Origin of the sequence: Mesorhizobium sp. M0189 (assembly GCF_040322135.1) — a bacterium.
Taxonomy (GTDB): Bacteria; Pseudomonadota; Alphaproteobacteria; order Rhizobiales; family Rhizobiaceae; genus Mesorhizobium.
The window spans coordinates 1-20,540 of record NZ_JAMYSW010000032.1; the positions used below are offsets into that span (position 1 = coordinate 1).

Genomic DNA, 20,540 nt, shown 5'->3' on the forward strand with positions numbered 1-20,540 from the left:
CGGCCGGCAAGCAGTTGGTCCAGAAGTTCCTTCTCAATAGCCATGCGATGATTCTCTCCTTTCCATCATCATGGCCTCGCGCACAGAATTCCCGACAGTCCCGTGTTTGTGTTCAGCAACACCATTCCGGCCAATCCCTCAACGGGATGACGAGAGCGGCGAACTGGGAGTCCAGCCGCTCAGATCTTCACCGACCCGGCGGCCAAGCCCGCGAGGAAATAACGCTGTGCAATCAGATACAGGATCAGAAGCGGGAGCGATCCCAGCACGCTCATCGCCATCATCTCGTTCCATTCGAACGCATGTTGGCCCATTAGCAACTCGATACCGATTGGAACGGTCCGCATGTCTGGCGACTTCGTCAAAGTGAGCGCAAAGAGGAACTCATTCCACGCCAATAGAAACGTATAGACCGCAGTCGCTACGATGCCAGGCACTGAAAGAGGGATAACCACACGCCACAGCGCTGTCCAACTTGACCCCCCATCGACCAACACCGCCTCATCGAGTTCCCTTGGCAGGGTATTGAGGTAGCCCGTCATCAGCAGAATTGCGTAAGGCAAGGTGAATACCATGTAGGTTAGAATCAGCGCGAAGTAGGTGTTGAAAATACCGAAGGCGACGACCATGCCGAAATAGGGAATGAGAAGTGTGATTGGCGGGACGGTCTGTGTGCTGATGATAAAGACGTTGAGCGTATTCTTAAAACGGAATGAATAGCGGCTGAAGCCATAGGCCGTAAGAACGGCGACCAGCAGCGTCAGAAGCGTTACCACTCCCGCGACGAGATAGCTGTTGAGAAAGAAGCGCACCTTGACCGGATCATTGAAGATGGAAAGGTAGGCTACGTTGGTGAAATGGTCGGGCAGCAGCCGCGGCGGTAGGGCAAAGATCTCGGTGTTTGATTTCAACGAAGTGAAAAACATCCACAGGATGGGAAAACCTGCAAAGACCAGACCGGCCGCGAGCCCCAGATATGTCAGTACGGTGGGCAATACGGTGTTTTTGAAAGAAGAGCGCTTTGCCATCGCCGGTCACCTGGCCTTCTGGTGTTTGATGTAGAAGTAAGTCGCGCCCATCGAGATGATCAGGATGAAGATCGCGCTCGCCGAGGCTTGTGAAAATTCGTAACTCGAAAACGCAAGCTTATAGGTATACGTGCTCAGCACCTCGGTCGCATGGATCGGGCCACCGCCCGTTGTCATCCAGACCAGCGGGAAGACCTGCATCGTCCAGATGAAATCCAGCAAGGCGATGCTGATGATGATCGGCATCAGCTGCGGAATCGTGATGTACCGGAACTTTTGGAACTCATTGGCCCCATCGATGCCTGCGGCCTCGTAAAGGTCCTTGGGGATGCCCTGCAGACCGGCGAGCAAGCTGACCATGTAAAGCGGGTATCCCGCCCAGATGTTCGCAAACGTCAACGCATGGAGCGCGGTTTTCGTCGAGGAGAACCACTCGACCTTGAAGTTGACGATATGGAGCGCCATCAGGATGCTGTTGACCACGCCGTTGGGATCCAAAAGCAACCGCCATATGATCGCGATGATCACTGCCGTAAAGAGCCAGGGCAAGATGTAGAGAACACGCAGAATGCTTCTAATCACCGGATGGACGCGTTGGGTGTTCAGCAAGAGCGCGAAGGCCAAGCCGATTAGAAGATGGAAAATGACGCTCATCACCGTGAAATAGAGGGTCTGCCCGACCGACTGCCAGAAAACCGGATCTGCGAAGATCGTCACGTAGTTCCGCAACCCTACGAAAGCAGCGTCCTTTTTCATGATCGCGCCGTCCATCAGCGAATAGCGCAGGACCGTGATCATGGGAAACAGCATGAGCAGGCAAAACAAAAAGGTGGCTGGTGCCACGTAAAACAGCGGGATCAGCCTCTTTCTTGTCTTGTAAGAGATCATGCCACGCTTGCGCACTTTCGTTGGCGTGACGATCAGACGTTCGTTGGCGAGGCTCATGAGGTGTAACCCGTTTGATCGTAGGAACGTATCGTCTGGTTACGATGCAGCGGCAGCGCGATAGAACCATATCGCGCTGCCGGAATTGTCTGGAGCTGCGCCTACTTGGCGAAGTCAACCAACCACTGCTTTTGCGTATTGGCAGCCGCGTCCTTTGCGGTTTGCTGGCCGTCGAACATCTTTTGCACTTCGACGTTCATGTCTCGCATCAGGTCCTCGGCGACGGGCAGGCCCACGAATTCGTTGGCCAGGTGGCCGCTTTGGTAGATCTTGAAGGCTTCCTCAAATAGCGGGTCCGATTTCGAGAAGTCAGGCTTCGCGTGCACATTGCCTGGAAAGGCGTTTGCGAGCGATACCAGGCGGCCGTTCACTTCCGGGCTCATCAGATATTCAACAAGCTTCCAGGCCTCAGCCTTGTGCTCGGTGCTGTTGCTGATGCCGATGCCCCACGAGGCATAGGGCAGTCCGCGCTTACCCGAATAGCCATCAACCGCAGGTAGGGCAGAGATGCCGAACTTGAGATCGGGGTTGCGCTGGCGGATAAGATTGATATGTGCCAGCGAGTCGATCATCATTCCAACGCGGCCGTTGACGAACTCTTCGACCTTGTCCTGTTCCTTCTTGGCAAAGATGCCTGGCGATATGACGCCGGCGTCCTGCAGGGACTTGATGTATTCGAGCGTACCGACCACGGCACTATTTTCCACATCGGGCTTACCGTCCTTGAGCATCGACGCCCCGGAAGCCCACACCCAAGACATCACGTCGTTCTGGATGCCGCCGGGATTTTGCAGCGATAGCGGCAGCACCCACCCGTATTCGTTCTTGTCCGTATTGGTCATCTTCTTCGCGGCAGCGGCGAATTCTGTGCGGGTAGTCGGCATCTTGTCGACACCGGCAGCCTTGGCCAGATCGAGATTGACGAAGACCGGGTATACGAACGAGGCTAGCGGGAACATGACGCTTTGGCCGTTGACCTTGATGATGTCAGCGATCTGGCTCGGGTCATATTTGGCGTCGGCCATTAGGCTGTCCATCGACGCGATTGCGCCCTGCTTTGCAAGCCCGTTGACCCATGCGCCGTCCAGGCCGACGACATCGCTGAGCGTACCCGACGCGGCGCCGACCACGATCTGATCATGGGTGGCGGAGTAGGGGCCGCTGACAAGCGTCACCTTGATGCCAGGGTTTTTAGCTTCGAACTCATCCATGATGCCACGCAGAGCGCCAGCGGGCATTTCGGGCTCCCACCATTGGATGAATTCGAGATTGGTCTCAGCGAAGGCGCAGGTGGCAGATAGTACCCAGACGGCCACAGCGGACGAAGCCGCTACAATATATTTACTGACGTTCATGTTTCCCTCCTCGGAGCGATGTTTTGGCTCGATCCTCCCGATCGCGATCAAACTAGGTTCCCTTCCGGGTCTTTGTGTCAATCAAGAACTGGGATCGTGAAGAATGGCTGGGAAAATGGGAAGCCAGAAATAAATGTAAGCAGTTGAATAATATGCGCTTTTGTCTGAGTCTTTCCGGCGTATTTTTTCCATTGTACACATTGCTCGCGTCGCATTTCTCGGCTAATTTCGTAACCAAACGAAAGCCAGTTTGCTAAAAAGAAAACAAATGAAAGGCGCATCGATCGGACGGAAAAGCGGGCTTTCGGCGAGGTCACGCACTTGCGAAGACGTCGCAATTTAGACGGCGTTCAGGCGACTCTTGATCGCTTTGTTGGGTGACCAATGGGCACGAGACGATCTCGAGCTCCCGGTGAAAAAATCGGCGTGTCGCACGCTGAACGATGTCGAGCAGGGTTGCACCGTTTGCCAAGGAGGACGGCCCGAAATTTCCCTTGATGCAAAGCCAACGATCTTAGTCGCCCACGAATGCTTGGCTCCTGGCCGGCTACGATCTGGCAGCTTAGAAGTCACGGCCTTAAAATAACCCTCAACCAACCGATTTGATGGTCGAGCGAGGGTTCGCACACCAGAGTGGAGCCAGCGTCTAACGAAATTTGCGCGTCCGATTCTTTCCGGATCAACCCTCGCGGATCACGCTAAATTGCGAGATGCGTCTGGGGATCGAAGAAGTGCAACTTGGCCGCGTTGATCGCAAGATTAATCAACTCGCCCGGCCCGACCGCGCTGACGGCTTCAAACCTCGCTACGGCGTTTGCCGCACCGCTTAGATCTTCAACGGCATCTGGGTCGCCGGAATCGATTCGAACCGCATCGACACTCAGGTGAACGACAAGCTCGGATCCCAATTCCTCCGTCGACTTTACGATTGCCGGCAGAGTGGCATGGCGCGATCCCGATTCCAGACTGCTGTCGTAGAGATCCTCGGGGCGTATGCCGAAGATGAGTGTCTTGCCTTCGAAGGCGGTCAGACCAGGCGAGCGCTCAAACGCACTCGTCGGCACCGGGATCGAAAAGGTCGGCAGGTCGATCCTGCCATTGTGCAAACGGCCTTCGAACAGGTTCATCGATGGCGACCCGATGAAACCCGCCACGAAGGCATTGATTGGCCGATTGTACAGTGTCTTTGGCGTGTCGACCTGCTGAAGCACACCGCCTTTTAAGACCGCAACCCGGTCGCCCATGGTCAAGGCTTCGGTCTGATCGTGTGTTACATAAATCGTGGTCACCCCCAACTGTCTTTGCAGGCTGACAATTTCCGCGCGCATTTGCACGCGCAGCTTGGCATCGAGGTTTGACAAGGGTTCATCCATGAGAAAGGCCGCCGGTTCGCGCACCATCGCGCGCCCCATGGCGACCCGCTGGCGTTGTCCGCCTGACAGCGCCGCCGGCTTACTGTCCAGCAGCGTTTCCAATTGCAGGGTCTTTGCAATTTCATGGACGCGCTTCGTGCGCTCGGCCTTGCTCTTCCCCGCAAGCTTCATCGAGAAGGCTATGTTGTCGAACACTGTCATATGCGGATAAAGGGCATAATTCTGAAAGACCATCGCAATATCGCGGTCCTTCGGCGCCAGATCCTCAACATTCTCGCCGCCAATGCTCAGGGTTCCGCTGCTGATCTCTTCCAGCCCCGCGATCATGCGCAAGGCAGTCGATTTTCCGCATCCCGAAGGGCCAACGAGAATGAGGAACTCGCCATCGTTTATCGTCAGGCTAAGATCCCTGATTGCTTGGAATTTCGTCCCGTAGGTCTTGCAAATCTTGTCCAACACAACAACGGCCACGTCACATCCTCCCTATTATCTGCGCTAGCTAAACGTCGAATAGCCTCCACCCAGCGCGACTGCAGATCGAACCGGCAGTGTCATCGGCGCAGCCAAGGCGCGCTCCTTCCCCCAGAAGCGGCAATATCCGAGCGATGAATTCTCAGTCTGGCGACGTAATCGGTATGGGCACAGGCGCATTTTCTTTCGCCATCCACGCGAGACAGGCATTGTGGTCTGGCAGAGCCATACGGCCACCGCGGCCCGTTACCGAGATCGCGGCCGCGGCGTTTGCATAAACAACGCAGGCGACAGGCTGCTTTCCCTGTGTAAGGGCAAAGGCATAGGCCCCATGGAAACAATCCCCCGCGCCGGTCGTGTCCACTGCCCTGACCTTGTAGGCCGGAACGTGCCACAAAACGGCATCGTCCTTTTGCCGGAGGTAGGCGCCTCGATCGCCATCGGTCAACACGACCGCGGAGCGGTCATCCGACCACAGCTTGCGCAGGATCGCCGTCGCCTCTTTTTCGCCTGTATAGGTCTGCGCAAATTCCAGAGGGAATACCAGGTGATTTGATAGGCGGATCAATCGGTCGGTTGCAGGTCCGATTGTCCACTCAATATCGGCGATCACCGCCAGACCCAGCGTGCGGGCTCGAGCAACGACCATCTCCGCCTGCGTGGCGTAGCCGTCGATCAACAGTACCTGGGCTTGCGCAAGGACGCTGTCGGCCAGCGCATCCGAGGTCCCGTGCGGCACATCATCATCATAGGCGATGAACCGGTCACCATTAGGCGCCACAGTGATCACCGACCGGATCGGCCTGGCATCGGAACGACGTGGCGCGAACGATATGTCGACACCGTGTCGTTCAAGTTCGCGGGCGCTGACATCTGAATGTGGCTGATCGCTCAGCCAGCCGATGAAACCGGCACGCCCGCCCAACTTGGCGACAGCAACGAGTGCCGTCGCCACATTGCCGCCGTGGTCCCTCGTGCGATTTGTCACCCTCCCTTTGCCGGCACCCAGCGGGCTGTCGACATAGATGATGTCGTCAATCGCCAAGGCTCCGAAGCCCAAGACCTGAAGATCGCCGGTCACGGCTCACGTGCCGCAGCCGCCAAAGCGTCTTGCGGCGCCATCCCGTCGTGAATGACGCCCTTGAACGCACGCGCTGCCATCGTGGTGTCACCATGCCCCCACAAATTGCGCCCCACGACCGCACCCTTCGCGCCGGCGCGCAGGGCTTCAGAGGTCTGGGTCAGAGCGCCCAGAAGATCCTCGGTCTTCGGGCCGCCGGCGATAACGATGGGAACCGGGCAAGTGGCGACCGTTTCCTTGAATGAGTCGAAGTCCCCAGTGTATCCGACCTTGATCACGTCGACGCCGGTCTCAAAGCCAATCCTAACTGCATAGGCGATCTCGTCGGGCGTGAAGACGATCTTGCAGCCGTTTGAATAGTCGCGCGGATAAACATGCGCAACGACCGGCATTTCGAAACGAGCAGCAGCGTTGACCGTATCGGTAAGCCAGCGAATGTAGTGGCCCTCGGTATCGCCCCGCACCGGAATGGCGACGGCCAGCGCATCGGCACCGTAGCGCACGGCATCTTCGGGTGTCGCGATCAACTGACTGATCCGATCGTCGGGCGTAAAGCACCCCGCCTGAATGACCAGCGCCGCCTTGCCGGCGTAAGCCGGCCACAGATGACGCGCCGCACCAGGCTGAATGCTGATGTAATCTGGCTCTCCGGCCATCACTCGCTTGAGCGCGCCGGGGAGATCCGCAAGGCCGCCCTCACGGACGTTGCCATAGCCTACGAAATGGTCGACCGCACCACCGAACAGGTTTCCAGATCGATGCGAGAACAGCCGCGACAAGCGAATTTTAGTTCCAAGGCCCATATCGGTGCAGTCCCTTCGCGATTTTTGATCTGACATTGAGGGACCCTAACTCGAAAGCAAAACAATACTCAATATTTCGATTTCTTTCGTTTTGATATAAGATTGCGATTGCGACCGCTAGCGTTCGCTACGATGACGCGCTATCCCAAGGATTCGCAAACGCTTGCCGGTTTGGGGTTCGATTTTCGAAAGGTTAGCGTGCAGCTATTCAAACAGCAATTCGGGGTCACACATGCTGGCGGAACAACGACGACATCAGATCATGCTCGAGCTTCAACGGACCGGCCAGGCGCGCACCAGCCAACTGGCGGAAAACTTCGGCGTGTCCGAGGTGACCATTAGGTCCGACCTGGAAATTCTGGACGCAAAAAAGCAGTTGATCAAAACGCATGGCGGCGCAATTGCCTTGCCGGCTGATTCGCCCGCCGCGGCCTTCGAAGAACGGATGTACCGCAACTTCGATGCCAAACGGCGTATCGCGCAGATGGCGGCGCGCCAGATCATAGACAACCAGTCCGTGCTGTTCGACAGCGGCTCGACGTTGCTGCAGGTCGCAATGCAGATGCCCCCGGTCAGCAATGTCGTAGTAGCGACAACCGCGATGAACATCGCGCAGCATCTGATGTATCGTCCCGGACTGGACGTGCATATGATAGGCGGTCGGGTCTATCCCGAGACGGTCAGCACGATCGTGTCGGATTTTGACAAGGCCGTGGGCGGTCTTGTGGCTCACCAGGCATTCGTCAGCGCGCATGCGATAGATCACTCATTCGACGTCGTCGATGTCTCAGAAGACATTGCACGTACGAAGCGTAACCTGGTTCGTATGGCCAGGCGTGTGATCCTTGTGGCAGATTCAAGCAAATGGGATATCGGCGCCTCGTCCAAGGCATTCTCGTTGTCACGTGTCGATCTGATCATCACCGACACTGGTATGCCGTATGGGATTCGTAGCCGATTGGACAAGCTGGGAGTCGAAGTGCGCTACGTGTGAGTGCCTTCCGTCTGCCATCAGCCTCTCGGTGCCGCGCTGCGTTTGACGCCGGAGTTCGAATTCGCTGCGGCCGAAGCGCTCCCGGCGAGTGCCGGCGTCATCTTCTCTCGTCGTTCTGCGCCATTGCCAGTGACGTTCCTGGCTTGCCCTCCCACAGGATCAGGCTTGCCGCGCCGACCAGGCCGGCCTGGTCGCCGAGCTGCGCCTGTACGATCGGCACATCGCGATAGGCGGGCATCGCCCGCGCTTCGACGGTGCCCCTGACAAGCGGCGCCAGCAGATCGAAGCCGTTGGCGAGGCCGCCGCCCATCACGATCAGATCAGGCGAGTAGAGGTGCAACAGATTGGTGAAGCCGATGCCCAGCCACTTCGCCTCGGCCTCGACCAGTTCGAGGGCCCTGATATCGCCGGCGCGAGCGGCCTCGACGACGTGCCTGGCCGAGACATCGCCGTCGCCGGAAAGACGCCTGAGCAGTGAGCCGTCGCCGGGAGCCGTCAGCCGCGTGGCATGCCGCCCGAGCGCGGTTCCCGATGCCACCGCCTCGAAGCAGCCGATGGCGCCGCAGAAACAGCGGTCGCCTTCGCCGGTGATGGTCATATGGCCGATCTCGGCTGCCAGCCCGCGTCGGCCATGATAGATGTGGCCATCGGCAACAACGCCGCCGCCGATGCCGGTCGACACGGTGACGAAGACCACCGATCCGCTACCCCGGCCGGCGCCGAAACGCCATTCGCCCAGCGCGGCTGCATTGGCGTCGTTCTCCAGCCGCACCGGCAGGCCGAAATGCCTGCCCAGAATGTCGAGCAGCGGCACGTCGTGCCAGCCGGCCAGCGTCGGCGGCGCGATCACGAACCCGGCCTTGGGATCGAGGGGCCCCGGCGCGCAGACGCCGATGCCGGCAATCTCTGCCTGCGGCCGCTCGACCAAAAGCCTGCCAGCAAGTGAGATGATCTGGCCGATCACCGCTTCCGATCCCGCACCCGCCAACGTCGGCGCCGAAACGCGGGCGACAACCCGACCGTTGCGCTCGACCAGCGCGCCCCGCAGCTCCGTTCCGCCGAGATCGAATGCAAGCGCAACTTTGGTCATCAGGCGGTGACCTTCAACCCATGCAGCCAGGCCATGCGTTGCGCAAGGTCGGGGTCGCCGAACGCCAGCGATCCGAGCACCACCGTTTCGGCCCCGGCAGCACGCAGGCGCGGCACCGTCTCGTGTCGGATTCCGCCATCGGCAGCCAAGATGATTTGGTTCTCTCGACCTGCTTTTCGCATCAGCGCGCGCGCCTCGATCAGGCGCGGGCAGGCCTGATCGGACAGCGCCTGGCCCTTGACGCCGATCGACGTGCCGAGAAGCGTCACAAAGGCAACTTCGGGCAAGAAGGGCGTGACGGCGCAGACAGGCGTTTCCAGCCTGAGCACCGCGCCGGCCTCGGCGCCGAGCTCATGCGCCAGCCGCACGGCGCGCAACCCGGCCTCGCCGTTTTCAGCATGGACGCTGATGAGGTCGGCGCCGGCCTCGATGAACTGGCGCGTTTGCTCCTCGACGATTTCCGCTTCGACCATCAGATGCACATGGATCGGCTTTGTCGTCAGCTTGGCGATCCGTGCCACCAGATCCGGAAAGAACAGGAAGCCGGGGGTGAAGCGGGCGTCAGCGACGTCGATGTGATGCAGGTCGACATAAGCGTCTATGCGCTTCAGATCGCGCTCCATGTTGGCCAGGTCGGCCGACCACAGGGAAAACTCGCCGAGCAGCCGGTTGCGCGGCAAGGCGGCGATGGCAATACGGCCGGACAGGGATTTGCTCGTCATGAGGCAACAAGGCTCCGGATGTTGAAGTGGGCGTGAAGGAACGTGGTGATCTCGGCCTGCAGCTCCGCGAAATGCCTTTTGCCGTCGAGCGCCTTGGCGGCGATCTCCACAAAGGCCGCGCCGGGGATGGCATCCGCAAGTGTATGCGCGGCCGATAGTGGATGCACCGCATCCACAGTATTGCCGATGACCAGCACAGGAATGCCAAGGGTGGCGGCGTCGCTTGCCGAGACCTCAGCTCCATCGGCAGCGATGTCGGCCAGGACTTGCGCAAACAATGCTGCATCCGGGCGGTCGAAATAACCGAACAGCGAGGCGAGATTGTCTGGTGCCTCGCTCTGGAGGTGCGCGGCGATTTCAGACCGCGAGAAGATCGTCCTGGCCTTGTCGGGGCCATGATCGAGGATGAGGCCGGCGACCTCGGCGATCGGCTGCAGGTTCACTGGCGCGCGTTCGAACGTCCAGGCCGGCCGCACAAGCATCAGGCCGGCGACGCGGTCCGGACAACGGCAGGCAAGGCGTAACGCAATCGCGGCGCCCATGGAAATGCCGCCAGCGACGAAACGGTCGAGGCCGGCCTGATCGGCGGCGGCCAGAACATCGTCCGCAAACATCGCCATTGAAAACGGTCGGCGGCTGCCTAGATCGGACTCACCGTGTCCGCGGCATTCCAACGTGATGCGCCGGCAGCCGGCGTCGATGGGGAAAGCCTGCGCGACCTGTGCCTCGCCGCCGCCCAGCCCGTGCTGGAAGACGACGGCAAGCCCGTCGCCCTCATCGGAAATCCGCAGCGTGGCATCGTCGCGAAACAAGGTGGCCGGGCGCGCCATCAGGCCAGCCCCTTCAGGAACCGGGCGACGCCTGGTGCCTCTTCGGCTGAAAGGCCGTGCGTGACCAGCGGCCCGTCAAAGCCTGACACTTTGAGCCGGGCGACGAAATCGGCGAAGTCGACGACGCCGCGGCCGACGGTGGCAAAGCGGCCGTCGGCGAAACGGTCCTTAGCGTGGGCCATGGCGACGTGGCCTGCGGTGCCTTCGACTGCTGCAGCGACGACGGCGCGTGCTTGCCCTGTGCTCGCCTGTTCGAACAGGTTCGCCGGATCGAGCACAATGCGCAGCCGCTTCGAGCCCATCTCTGCGATAAGGCGCATCGCGTCCGCTGCCGATGTGACGATGTTGGCCTGTTCGGGTTCGATGCCGAGATCGACACCGTGATGCTCGGCCAGAGCAAGCGCCTTTTCCATCTCGCTTGCCATATCGGCCCAGGCCGACGGATCGGCATTGCCAGGGTGATGCGCCCACTGGTCGTCCGCGTTGCGCGTTCCCGTGCACAGGGTGACGAGCGGAACCGAAAGCGCTGCCGCGGCCTCGATGACCGCGCCAAGACGGCGCAGGCCGTCGTGGCGCACCGTCCTGTCCGGATGGGCCATGTTGTAGGTGCCCGACAGCGCCACCAAAGCGACGCCGGAGGCATCAGACGCAGCCGCAATAGTGCTGATGGCGTGATCCGGCACCGCATCCGGCATCGACGGCAGGCCGGCGCAGGCAAGGTTGAACTGGGTAACGGCAAATCCGGCGTCGCGCACCGCGGCCAGCACACCGGCCGGCTCGCTTCCCGGAAAAGTCTTGGCGAAGACCCCGATCTCCATCAGACCGCTCCTGTTACGCCAGCAATCTCGACGCGTTGGCCGGTTTCGACCGAGCGGGCGATCGCCACCATGGCGCGGATCGAGGCGAGGCCGTCCTCGACGTCGGCGCCACGCAGCGGCGCGCCGTCAAGCACGGTGTCGGAGAGGCCTTCGAGCTGGCGTCGGAAGAAATGGCCGTCCGCGCCAAGCGGCTTGCGCGACGTTGCATCCTTCTCATGGAAGATATCGACCTCGCTTGCCCGGAAGTACCAGGGATTGAAAGTCTTCGCGATCACCGAGCCGTTTTCGCCGTAGAGCTGGAAGCCCTCGTGCCAGTCCATGCGCACAGCCACCGTCAGGTCGAGATGGCCAAGCGCTCCGTTGGCGAATTCCGTTTCGACGAACCAGCAATAGGCGCCGAAACGTTGGTTGAGACGGGCGCGCACCGCGAGGATCTCACCGCACAGGAAGCGTGCGGTGTCAACGAGGTGCGAGCCATGCGCAAGCATGAAGTACCGCCTGAGATCGGCCTTCGGATTACCGGCCGGCTTGCGCGCCAGCCGGCTGCTGACCGGCAGCGGTTGGATGGCATCGGTGTTGGTGTAGCGGTGGGTGGAATCGCAATACCAGGCTTTTAGCGCCAGTATCTCGCCCATCTCGTCGCGGACGAAATCGCGCGCCGCCTCAAGAGCCGGGTCGAAGCGCTTCATGTGGCCGACCTGCAGCACCTTGCCGGAGCGCATGACCGCGTCGGCGAGTTTTTGGCCCTCTTCGACCGAGACGCCGATCGGCTTCTCGCACAGCACATGCTTGCCGGCCTCGAGCGCCTTGATCGCCATCGGCACGTGATAGGCGTCCGAGGTCGCGACGATCACCGCCTCCAGTTCCGGGTCGGCCAGCATGGCGTCGTAGTCGCCATACATCTTCTCAGGTTCATAGGTCGCGCCCATGCGCCCCAAAAGGTCGGGGGCGGCATCGCAGATAGCATAAAGGTCGGCGTTCCTTGCTTTGACGCAGGATTCGAGGTGGGCGAATTGCGCGATCGGCCCGCAGCCGAGCACACCGACACGAAGGCGGCGGTCTTGTTTCCGGATCATGATCTGTTCCTCACGCGCCGTAGCCGCGCATCGTCTGGCGGTTGGTCTTGACCGCGGCGGCCGGATCTGCGGCAGCGGTGTCGGATTCTTCCTCCAACACCAGCCAGCCGTTGAAGTTGGGCGCGGCGCTGGCGATGGCGATCACTGCCTGGGTGTCGCAGACGCCCTTGCCAAGCATTGCCCAAGTGCCGCTGGCATCGACATCCTTCAGGTGAACGTAGCGGATGCGGTCGCGATGGGTTGTGAGGGTGTCGATCATGTCGTTGTGGCCGCGCAATATATGGCCGGTGTCGGGCACCCAACCGACCAGCGACGGATCGATCAGCCCGAAGATACGGTCGTAATCGGCGCGGTCGAACAGCAGCGTGTTGTGGTGCGAGCTCGGATGTACCGCGACATCGACGCCGGCCTTGCGCCCGAGCTCACCCGCCCTGTTGTAGATCTCGGCCGCGATGGCGAACCTGTCGTCGCGTCGGCCGTCCGAGACGACGGTGGCCGAGCCCATCGACACCATCGCGCCCGGAAAAGCGGCGGCGAAGTCGATCCAGCGCTTCGCGGCCTCGAGGTCGGCGCCGATCTGCTCCTTCAGTGTGAAGCCGTTCTTCGAACCGAAGGCAAAGGAGACGAGGGTGAGGCCGGTCGCCTTCAGTGCGGTGGCGAATTCCGCCGGCCTGCCGGCATAGCGGCCGATCATCGTGTCGGTGATCTCGATGCCGGCATAGCCGCCATCCGCGATCGCCTTCACGAGATCGTCGGGGCCGCCGGCAAAGCGGTCTCCCAACATTTCCCAGGTAAAGGTCTGGCAACCGACTTTCAGGTTTTTCACGATCGTCCTTTCCTTCCTTGATGCCGCCCTGCGTCAGCCTCCCCCGAGGCGGTGTTGGCAAAGCTCGGCGCGCGACTGGCGCGAGTCCGGCGAACGCCCAGTCCTGCGCGCAAGCCGCGCTACTGCACCAGCTGCCCGGCGCTTCCAGTGAGAAATTGCCGGCGGTCGGCGATCATAACATGAGCACGGGCTTCGAGCCGGCGGCCGGCCGATTTTTCATGTCAGTCATTTCTCCTCCCAGGGCCGGCAGCGCGCCCGACGTTCGTCAGCATTTTCGCATGTTCTATAACAATTTTACGCGCGTCAATATTTAAAATGTTGTATAGCGGCTTGCGAATGTGATCCGTTGCCGCGCAGCGGTCCAGGCCGCTGACGTGTTGGGAGGTACGATCGAAATGCACGGGAAATCAAAGACAAAGCTCGGCATCGGCGTTGTCGGGTGCGGCAACATCTCGATGACCTATTTGCGCAATGCGGCTCTGTTCGGTGAGGTGGAACTGCGCGCCTGCGCCGACATTTCCGCCGACATGGTGGCCTTGCGCGCCAGCGAATATGGCATCCGTCCGCTCAGCGTTGACGCGCTTCTGGCCGACCCGGAGATCGACCTCGTCCTCAACCTGACCATCCCGTCGGCGCATTTCGACATCTCATTTTCAGCACTTTCGGCGGGCAAGCATGTCTTCACCGAAAAGCCGCTGGCGACCTCGGCCAACGACGGTCGCCGTCTTGTCACGGAGGCGGCGAAGCGCGGGCTGCTGCTCGGCTCGGCCCCCGACACGTTTCTTGGCGCCGCCGGCCGGCGGGCGCGCCGCCTCATGGACGGGGGCGCGATCGGCCGGCCGGTGACCGGCACCGCCTTCATGATGGGGCGCGGCATGGAGCATTGGCATCCCAATCCGCAATTCTATTATCAACCCGGTGGCGGCCCGGTCTTCGACATGGGGCCATATTACCTGACTATGCTGGTCAACCTGCTCGGGCCGGTCGGCCGCGTGATGGCCATGGCAACGCGTGGCCAGGAGGAGCGCCTGATCACCGCAGAGGGTCCCTACAGGAACACCACCTTCAAGGTCGGCACGCCAACCAACATCCTGTCGCTGCTGGAATTCCGCTCAGACGTTACCGTCGCCTTCGGCGCCTCCTGGGACGTCTTCAAGCACTCCAACCATCCGATCGAACTGCATGGCACGGAAGGCTCGCTCAAGCTGCCCGATCCGGACACATTCGGCGGCACCGTCTCGCTTTCGGAGCGCGGAGCCGACTGGGCTGACTTCACAAGCGAGAGCGAACTCTACGGCGCTCGCAACTGGCCCTTCGCCGCGCCCGATCGCGCCAATTACCGCATGCTCGGCGTCGCCGACCTTTCACGCGCGCTGTTGAGCGGAAGAAAGCCGCGTGCGTCCGGCGACCTTGCGCTGCATGTGCTGGAGATCATGGAAGCGACCCTCGCTTCGGGAGAAAGCCGCGAGTCGGTTGCAGTCAATGGAACCGTCGATCAGCCGCCACTCCTTGCGGAGGACGAGGCGGCAAGCCTGCTTGCCTGAGTTTGGGGGCCGTCCATGACAATATCGCCTTCGCCCTTGCTCGATCCGGAAGCCCGGCATGTGCTCGACCTCGGCCGGCAGGCGGCCGCCAAGCCGTTCGAGGCCGGCAGCCCTCAGGAAGCCCGCCACGCCTATGAGCAGGGCTTTCCGACACTGCAGGGCGAACGCGAGCCGGTCGCCTCGCTGACCGAGCGCACCATCGCCGGACCAAGCGGCCCATTGACGCTCAGGATCTATCGTGGGCTAGGAGCTTCCGCGCACGGCGCGCCGGCGTTGCTCTATCTGCATGGCGGCGGCTGGGTGATCGGTAATCTCGACTCCCATGACGAGATCTGCCGCTGGTTTGCCAACATGGCCGCCTGCGTCGTCGTCTGTCCCGACTACAGGCTGGCGCCGGAGCACAAGTTCCCGGCGGCCATCGAGGATTGCCGCGTGGCGCTTGCCTTCATGCAAAGTGCCGTCGACGATCTCGGCGTCGACGCGAAGCGCATCGCTGTCGCAGGCGACAGTGCGGGCGGCAACCTCGCCACGGTGCTCTCCCTGCTCGCGCGCGAAAACAAGAATCCGCCGACGGCGCAGCTGCTGTTCTACCCGAATACGGACGCCGCGCAGACGGCCGACAGCTATTGCCGCTTTGCCGAGGGTTTTGGTCTCACTGCGGCAACCATGACTTGGTTCCGCGACCACTATGTTACCCATGCCGGCGATATCAACGATTGGCGCGTGTCGCCGCTGAAGGCGCCCAGCCTTGCCGGTGTGGCGCCGGCCTTTGTTGCCATCGCCGGCCATGACATTCTCGCCGACGAAGGCGAGGCCTACGCGAAGCGTCTGGAAGATGAAGGAGTGCCGGTCGCCCTGCGCCGCTGGAATGGCCAGATCCACGGCTTCGTCTCGATGGGCCGCCATAGCCCGGCTGCACGGCAAGCGGTCAGCGCGGCGGTCCGCGCATGGCGCGGCTTCGATCTCGCCTTTGGAAATGCTCAGGCCGATTGACGCATGACCAGCGTCGCGTCGAGATTGATCTTGGGTGCAACCGCAGTCCCGTCCTCATCAAGCAGGGCCAGCAGCGTCTCCACACTGCGTCCCGCCATAGCGGCGAAGTTCTGCGCCATGGTGGTCAAGGCAGGACAGGTGTAGCGGCTGAGCGGGTGGTCGTCATGGGCCGCGACGCGCAGGTCGCAATCGCTTTTGCGGCCGACCTTGCGACCTTGCGAATAGGCGGCCGCCATGACGCCGAAGGCCAGGCGGTCATTGGCGCACAAAATGGTCTTACCCGGCAAGCCACCATTGCTGAGCATTGTCTCCATCTGCTGGTAGCCGATGCGTTCGAAATCCCAGGTGTATTCATGGGTGTCGCCAATGATCACCGGCTCTTGCCCGAGCCGTTGCATGGCGCTTACATAGTTGTGCAGGCGTTCGCGCGTATTGTGATTGACGTGCGGGATGTCGAAATAGACCGGCGCGCCGCCGGAGCGGCAGAGGTAATCGACGATCGTCGAAACGCTCTGGCTGTTGTTGTTGCCGACGAACGGCGTGCCGCTCTCGAGATAGGTGTCGAAATAGACGATCGGTATGGCCTGCGTCAGCTTCTCCAGCGCACGGTGGTCCGAGCGCAGGCCGAGCGGCGCGATCAGCCCACCGGAAACTTTTAGTGACAGGATGGTTCGCGTCGCTTCCACTTCGAGTTCGCGCGAGCCGTGCGAGGAGATCACGATCGGCCAGTAGCCTTCGTGGCGCAGCCTGAGTTCGATGCGGCTGACCATCTCGGAATAGAAAGGATCGGCGAGAGTCGGCACCACGATGCCTATGCTGCGGGTCCGCTTGCGGTTCAGGTTGCGGGCAAACAGATTGGGCTGATAGTCGGACGAGCGGAGTGCCTCCTCGATCCGCTTTCGCGTCGCTGGCTTGACGCTGGTTGGATCCTCGAAATATTTCGACAAGGTCGGCCTGGAGACGCCGCAGGAGCGGGCGAAATCCTCCATGGTCTTGTGCGTCATCGGCATTGAAATCCTCTCGTCACAGACATCCGATCCCGGGTGGTTCCTCGGCGCTGCCCGCCATGCGTGCAACTGCAAGACGAAAATTTACAGATAATGCCCGAGAGTTTCCATGCGTAAATTTATTAATTGACGCAAAAGGCGCAAGCGGTATTCATCGTCGGGTGAGCAATGGGAAATTCGAGTCTCGCGGCGAGGCGGGAGCGCAGCGCCGGAACGAATTCCGCGAGATGGAGAAACTGGTCAGTGCCGGCGAGATCCTTGTCGAGATCAGCCGACACCCATGCGCGGTGACTTGTTTGGAGCCCTGTGGTGCCGGCACGCTACGATGAACAACTAAACCAGCTTCAAATAGGCTTGCCAAAGGAATTGGGGCTGGCAACTCCGAATCCGCAGAGGCGATGCGGGACTTGATCCAAACAGTTACTGTGTCTCGAGATCCGTCGAAGATCGGCGGCATCGAAGTCGAAACGGGCGTCCAACGGCACTACTGGGCGAGATGCCTTCCCCACACTCATCGAACTATCGCCTCCGACTTCGTTGCTGTGGTTGAGCGAAGCTACCATCCTGATCAAGCCATTCCTAACGGCGAATTCGGGCCATTAGGTCGAAATCCCTTCCTTGCTAGGAGCCGGCTAGGCGCGAGGAAGTCGCTCAATAGTGGAAGATCGACCCGAGTAGACTAAGTTGCATGGACTAAGTCGCGGGGCCCGCAATGCACACCGTCAATATTCACGAGGCCAAGACGCATCTGTCTCGTCTTGTCGACAGGGCGGTCAAAGCTGAATCCTTCATAATTGCGAAATCCGGCAAGCCGATGGTGAAGGTCGTTGCCATAGACGCACCTGCGGCCGGCGAAATGCGTCGCGTTGGGTTTATGGCCGGGCAGTTTTCAGTTCCGGACGAGGTTGATCGCATGGCCGATGAGGAAATCGGGAAGCTGTTTGGCGGCGACGCATGAAACTTCTGCTCGATGCCCATCTTTTGCTCTGGGCGGCGGGCGAGCCCGAAGAGCTCCCGCCCCCTCGCGCGGGTGACTGCGGCCCTTCGGTGCGGTGGGGGGTTGAAGTCAGCTATCGCCTCAGACCACCCATGAACGCCTTTACTCGAGCAGAGTCGACTTGGTTCCACCAGACGCCGTCGTGCTTCAGCGCGCTGGCGATGATGACCCCGTCGACAATGGCGAGGATATCGTTGGCGTTGTCCGGCGTCACGCCGCTGCCGACCAACGTCGGCAGGCCGGCGGCCTGCTTGATCATGCTTATGTAGCCCAAATCCGCGGCGTGGCCGGTGCGCTGGCCGGTGGCGATGATGGCGTCGGCGTCGAAGAAGACCAGGTCTTTGACCAGTTCCTCCACTGGGCGGTCGGCGACGATGGCGTGTGCGCCGTGCTTGACATGGGCATCGGCGAAAATGCGGATGCCGTTGGCGCGCAGCGTGGCGCGGTAGCGTGCCGCACGGCCCGATTCGCCTTCGACAAAGCCCTCATTGGCGACATAGGCATTCGCCCACTGATTGACGCGGACGAAGCCGGCGCCGGCGGCGCTAGCGATCGCCAAGGCCGGGATGGCGGCATTGGCCAGCACATTGATGCCGATCGGCTTGCCGAGCTCGCGGCGGATGCGGTCTGAGACGACAGCCATATAGGCCGCCGTCTCAGGTCCGATATCGTCAGGCTTGGCGAAGGGGATGTCGCCATGGTTCTCGACGATGACGCCGTCGCAGCCGCCATCGAGATAGGCCCGGGCATCGTCGAGCCCGCGCTGGTAAATCGCCTCGATCGCCTCGCCATCATAGCGCGGCGCGCCGGGCAGCGGCGCCAGGTGAACGACGCCGATCACCACCTTGGTGCGGCCGAAAAGGTCCACGAGCGCGTCGCCGCCGGATTGGCCGATCTGGGTCATGAGATCTCCATTTGATCGATGAGCACCGCCATCTCGGAGGCGGAAGGACAGGATGCCAGCGTGCCCGGCCGTGTCACGGCGATTGCGGCGGCGGCGAGCGCCAGCTTCAGCGCCGAGATGACCGGCATGCCCCGCGCAAGCCCGCCGGCGAGGCAGCCGCAGAACACATCGCCCGCGCCGCTGGTGTCGAGCGCTTCGACCTTCGGCGCCGGCAAGCGAAGCGGTTCCGTCCGGTCCGTGCCAAGCACGATACAGCCTGCGGCACCGAGGGTGATGACGACGGCGCCTGCGCCTTTGGCCACCAGCGCGCCGGCTGCTGCTGTCATGTCATCCCGGCCGGTCAGGATTTGCGCTTCGGACTGGTTGACCACCAGAACCTCCGCCAGGCCGAGATCGGGCAGCGAAATCGCATCGATCGGGCTGGCGTTGAGAACGGTGCGCGCACCGTTTCCCTTTGCTGCTCTGAGGCAGGCATTGGTCACGGCAGTCCGTAGATTTCCCTGGCAGACGAGGATGTCGCCGGGAGCGATCCAGCGGACAAGTGCTGTCTGCGCCACCGGGTCGAAGGCTTCGACGCAGGCGACGCCGCTGACGATGAAATTCTCTCCGCCTCGATCGACGACGATGGTCGAGCGGTCACTCGGCAGCTCGAATTGGCTGACCTCAAGGTCGGACAGCTCGTTGTCGAGGCGGCTCCTGATCCATGCGCCAGCTGGGTCCTTGCCGAGCGCCGTCCAGAACGTCACCTCTGCACCAGTCCGTGCTGCTGCGACTGCCTGGTTGGCGCCCTTGCCGCCGAGCCCGTCGGCATAGCTCACGGCATTCAAAGTCTCGCCCGCGGCAGGGAAGCGGCCGACGCGAAACACGGTATCGACGCAGGCGTTGCCGACGACGTGGACATGCATGGCTCAGCTCTCACCGGTCGCCCAGCCCAGCATCTGTTCGAACAGGGTCTTGTAGCCTGGCCAGGCGATGAACTGCGGCGGCAGCCAATGCGGCCCGACATCGGATGTCCAGGCCACGGTGCGGCCCTTGCCATAGTGGCCGGTGACGAGCAGCGGCAGCGAGCCATAGTCCGACGACACGGCAGCCAGAACTTCCGCACCGTCCTTCAGCCTCACCTCGTTGAAGCCGAGCAGGATCGGCCAGTCCGAACCAAGGCCCCTGAGGATGGGATGTGTCGACCCTGGTTTCGGTACGGGCGCAAAACCTTCCGGAACCTCGACGCGGTCGTCATAGGCCAGGCAGTTCACAGGCAGCACGTCCTCGACCGGCGTCTTGCGGTAGCGCGCCCCGCCGTTGATGCCCTGGAAACTATAGTAGCCGCCGAACATCAACAGACCGCCGCCGCCGCTGACATAATCGCGCAGCAGGCGCAGGCGGTTCGGTGTCGGCTTCGAGTGGACCCAGGTGTCGGGATGCAGCAGCAGCGTGTTGGCGCCGATGTCGGATAGCACGACCGCGTCATAGGCCGACAGCGCCTCCATCGTCTGCGGAAAGCCGCGCTGCGCCTCATGCGCCGGCATGAAGGTGACGTCGAAATCGGTCGCCTTCAGCGCGCCCAGCAATTCGTCGGCGCCGGTGTGGTAGGTGACGGTCGGAAACTGGTCAAAACCCTTGATATGGGTCGCGGTCGACACCCAGGATTCGCCGGCAAGCAGGATCTTCTTCTTGGACATTTGA

Annotated in this window: 20 protein-coding genes; 4 read left to right on the forward strand and 16 right to left on the reverse strand. The window is 61.4% G+C overall.

Annotated features, from left to right (window positions below):
• Window positions 1-179: 179 nt before the first annotated feature.
• The 6 genes from NKJ09_RS30535 to NKJ09_RS30560 form a co-directional block, all read right to left on the reverse strand.
• Window positions 180-1,028: a carbohydrate ABC transporter permease gene (locus NKJ09_RS30535; protein WP_352496429.1), complete on the reverse strand. Its 849-nt coding sequence runs from the start codon at window positions 1,026-1,028 to the stop codon at window positions 180-182.
• A gap of 6 nt (window positions 1,029-1,034) precedes the next feature.
• On the reverse strand, window positions 1,035-1,916 hold the full coding sequence (locus NKJ09_RS30540) for a carbohydrate ABC transporter permease (RefSeq protein WP_198030552.1): 882 nt from the start codon (window positions 1,914-1,916) through the stop codon (window positions 1,035-1,037).
• Window positions 1,917-2,074: 158 nt separating this feature from the next.
• A complete protein-coding gene (locus tag NKJ09_RS30545) occupies window positions 2,075-3,328 on the reverse strand; it encodes an ABC transporter substrate-binding protein (protein WP_031194880.1) in 1,254 nt (417 codons plus the stop codon).
• 698 nt (window positions 3,329-4,026) lie between these two features.
• Complete coding sequence (locus NKJ09_RS30550; protein ID WP_023721857.1) at window positions 4,027-5,172, reverse strand: ABC transporter ATP-binding protein; 1,146 nt, start codon at window positions 5,170-5,172, stop codon at window positions 4,027-4,029.
• Between the two features lie 142 nt (window positions 5,173-5,314).
• A complete protein-coding gene (locus tag NKJ09_RS30555; protein ID WP_023721856.1) occupies window positions 5,315-6,253 on the reverse strand; it encodes a PfkB family carbohydrate kinase in 939 nt (312 codons plus the stop codon).
• A complete protein-coding gene (locus NKJ09_RS30560) occupies window positions 6,250-7,056 on the reverse strand; it encodes a beta/alpha barrel domain-containing protein (protein WP_352496431.1) in 807 nt (268 codons plus the stop codon). Before NKJ09_RS30560 ends, NKJ09_RS30555 begins: the two co-directional genes overlap by 4 nt.
• A gap of 232 nt (window positions 7,057-7,288) precedes the next feature.
• On the opposite strand from NKJ09_RS30560, the gene NKJ09_RS30565 reads away from it, so the two are divergent.
• The gene (locus NKJ09_RS30565) at window positions 7,289-8,050 is read left to right on the forward strand and encodes a DeoR/GlpR family DNA-binding transcription regulator (protein ID WP_352496432.1); all 762 of its coding nucleotides are present in this window, start codon (window positions 7,289-7,291) and stop codon (window positions 8,048-8,050) included.
• A gap of 97 nt (window positions 8,051-8,147) precedes the next feature.
• Here the strand turns inward: NKJ09_RS30565 and NKJ09_RS30570 are convergent, their stop codons facing one another.
• Genes NKJ09_RS30570 through NKJ09_RS30595 form a run of 6 tightly spaced genes read right to left on the reverse strand, consistent with a single transcriptional unit; the run spans window position 8,148 to window position 13,370 of the window.
• A complete protein-coding gene (locus NKJ09_RS30570) occupies window positions 8,148-9,140 on the reverse strand; it encodes an ROK family protein (RefSeq protein WP_352764535.1) in 993 nt (330 codons plus the stop codon).
• On the reverse strand, window positions 9,140-9,862 hold the full coding sequence (locus NKJ09_RS30575; RefSeq protein ID WP_352496434.1) for a ribulose-phosphate 3-epimerase: 723 nt from the start codon (window positions 9,860-9,862) through the stop codon (window positions 9,140-9,142). Before NKJ09_RS30575 ends, NKJ09_RS30570 begins: the two co-directional genes overlap by 1 nt.
• Entirely contained in the window at window positions 9,859-10,692 is an 834-nt protein-coding gene (locus NKJ09_RS30580) for an alpha/beta fold hydrolase (RefSeq protein WP_352496435.1), read from the reverse strand. The genes NKJ09_RS30575 and NKJ09_RS30580 overlap by 4 nt, the downstream gene beginning before the upstream one ends.
• Complete coding sequence (locus tag NKJ09_RS30585; RefSeq protein ID WP_352496436.1) at window positions 10,692-11,510, reverse strand: sugar phosphate isomerase/epimerase family protein; 819 nt, start codon at window positions 11,508-11,510, stop codon at window positions 10,692-10,694. The genes NKJ09_RS30580 and NKJ09_RS30585 overlap by 1 nt, the downstream gene beginning before the upstream one ends.
• Entirely contained in the window at window positions 11,510-12,586 is a 1,077-nt protein-coding gene (locus tag NKJ09_RS30590) for a Gfo/Idh/MocA family protein (protein ID WP_023721849.1), read from the reverse strand. Before NKJ09_RS30590 ends, NKJ09_RS30585 begins: the two co-directional genes overlap by 1 nt.
• Before the next feature lie 10 nt (window positions 12,587-12,596).
• Entirely contained in the window at window positions 12,597-13,370 is a 774-nt protein-coding gene (locus NKJ09_RS30595) for a sugar phosphate isomerase/epimerase family protein (protein WP_352496446.1), read from the reverse strand.
• 437 nt (window positions 13,371-13,807) lie between these two features.
• Here NKJ09_RS30595 and NKJ09_RS30600 point away from each other — a divergent pair, with 437 nt between their 5' ends.
• Window positions 13,808-14,956 carry a Gfo/Idh/MocA family protein gene (locus NKJ09_RS30600; RefSeq protein WP_352496437.1) on the forward strand — a complete coding sequence of 383 codons (1,149 nt, stop codon included), beginning with the start codon at window positions 13,808-13,810 and terminating at the stop codon, window positions 14,954-14,956.
• Between the two features lie 15 nt (window positions 14,957-14,971).
• Window positions 14,972-15,949 carry an alpha/beta hydrolase gene (locus tag NKJ09_RS30605; RefSeq protein ID WP_352496438.1) on the forward strand — a complete coding sequence of 326 codons (978 nt, stop codon included), beginning with the start codon at window positions 14,972-14,974 and terminating at the stop codon, window positions 15,947-15,949.
• Here NKJ09_RS30605 and NKJ09_RS30610 read toward each other — a convergent pair.
• Window positions 15,937-16,959 (reverse strand): LacI family DNA-binding transcriptional regulator, encoded by a 1,023-nt coding sequence (locus tag NKJ09_RS30610; RefSeq protein WP_352496439.1) that lies wholly within the window; start codon window positions 16,957-16,959, stop codon window positions 15,937-15,939. The two genes, NKJ09_RS30605 and NKJ09_RS30610, sit on opposite strands and share 13 nt — an antisense overlap.
• 709 nt (window positions 16,960-17,668) lie before the next feature.
• Between NKJ09_RS30610 and NKJ09_RS30615 the strand changes: the two genes are divergently transcribed.
• Window positions 17,669-17,914 (forward strand): type II toxin-antitoxin system Phd/YefM family antitoxin, encoded by a 246-nt coding sequence (locus NKJ09_RS30615; protein WP_023721842.1) that lies wholly within the window; start codon window positions 17,669-17,671, stop codon window positions 17,912-17,914.
• A gap of 112 nt (window positions 17,915-18,026) precedes the next feature.
• Here NKJ09_RS30615 and NKJ09_RS30620 read toward each other — a convergent pair whose 3' ends face one another.
• From NKJ09_RS30620 to NKJ09_RS30630, 3 genes are read right to left on the reverse strand one after another with little or no spacing between them, the layout of a single operon-like run.
• On the reverse strand, window positions 18,027-18,857 hold the full coding sequence (locus NKJ09_RS30620; RefSeq protein ID WP_352496440.1) for a BtpA/SgcQ family protein: 831 nt from the start codon (window positions 18,855-18,857) through the stop codon (window positions 18,027-18,029).
• Window positions 18,854-19,762 carry a ribokinase gene (locus NKJ09_RS30625; RefSeq protein WP_023721839.1) on the reverse strand — a complete coding sequence of 303 codons (909 nt, stop codon included), beginning with the start codon at window positions 19,760-19,762 and terminating at the stop codon, window positions 18,854-18,856. Before NKJ09_RS30625 ends, NKJ09_RS30620 begins: the two co-directional genes overlap by 4 nt.
• Before the next feature lie 3 nt (window positions 19,763-19,765).
• Window positions 19,766-20,536, reverse strand: coding sequence for a glutamine amidotransferase (locus tag NKJ09_RS30630; protein ID WP_352496441.1), 771 nt, complete (start codon window positions 20,534-20,536; stop codon window positions 19,766-19,768).
• Between the last annotated feature and the right edge of the window lie 4 nt (window positions 20,537-20,540).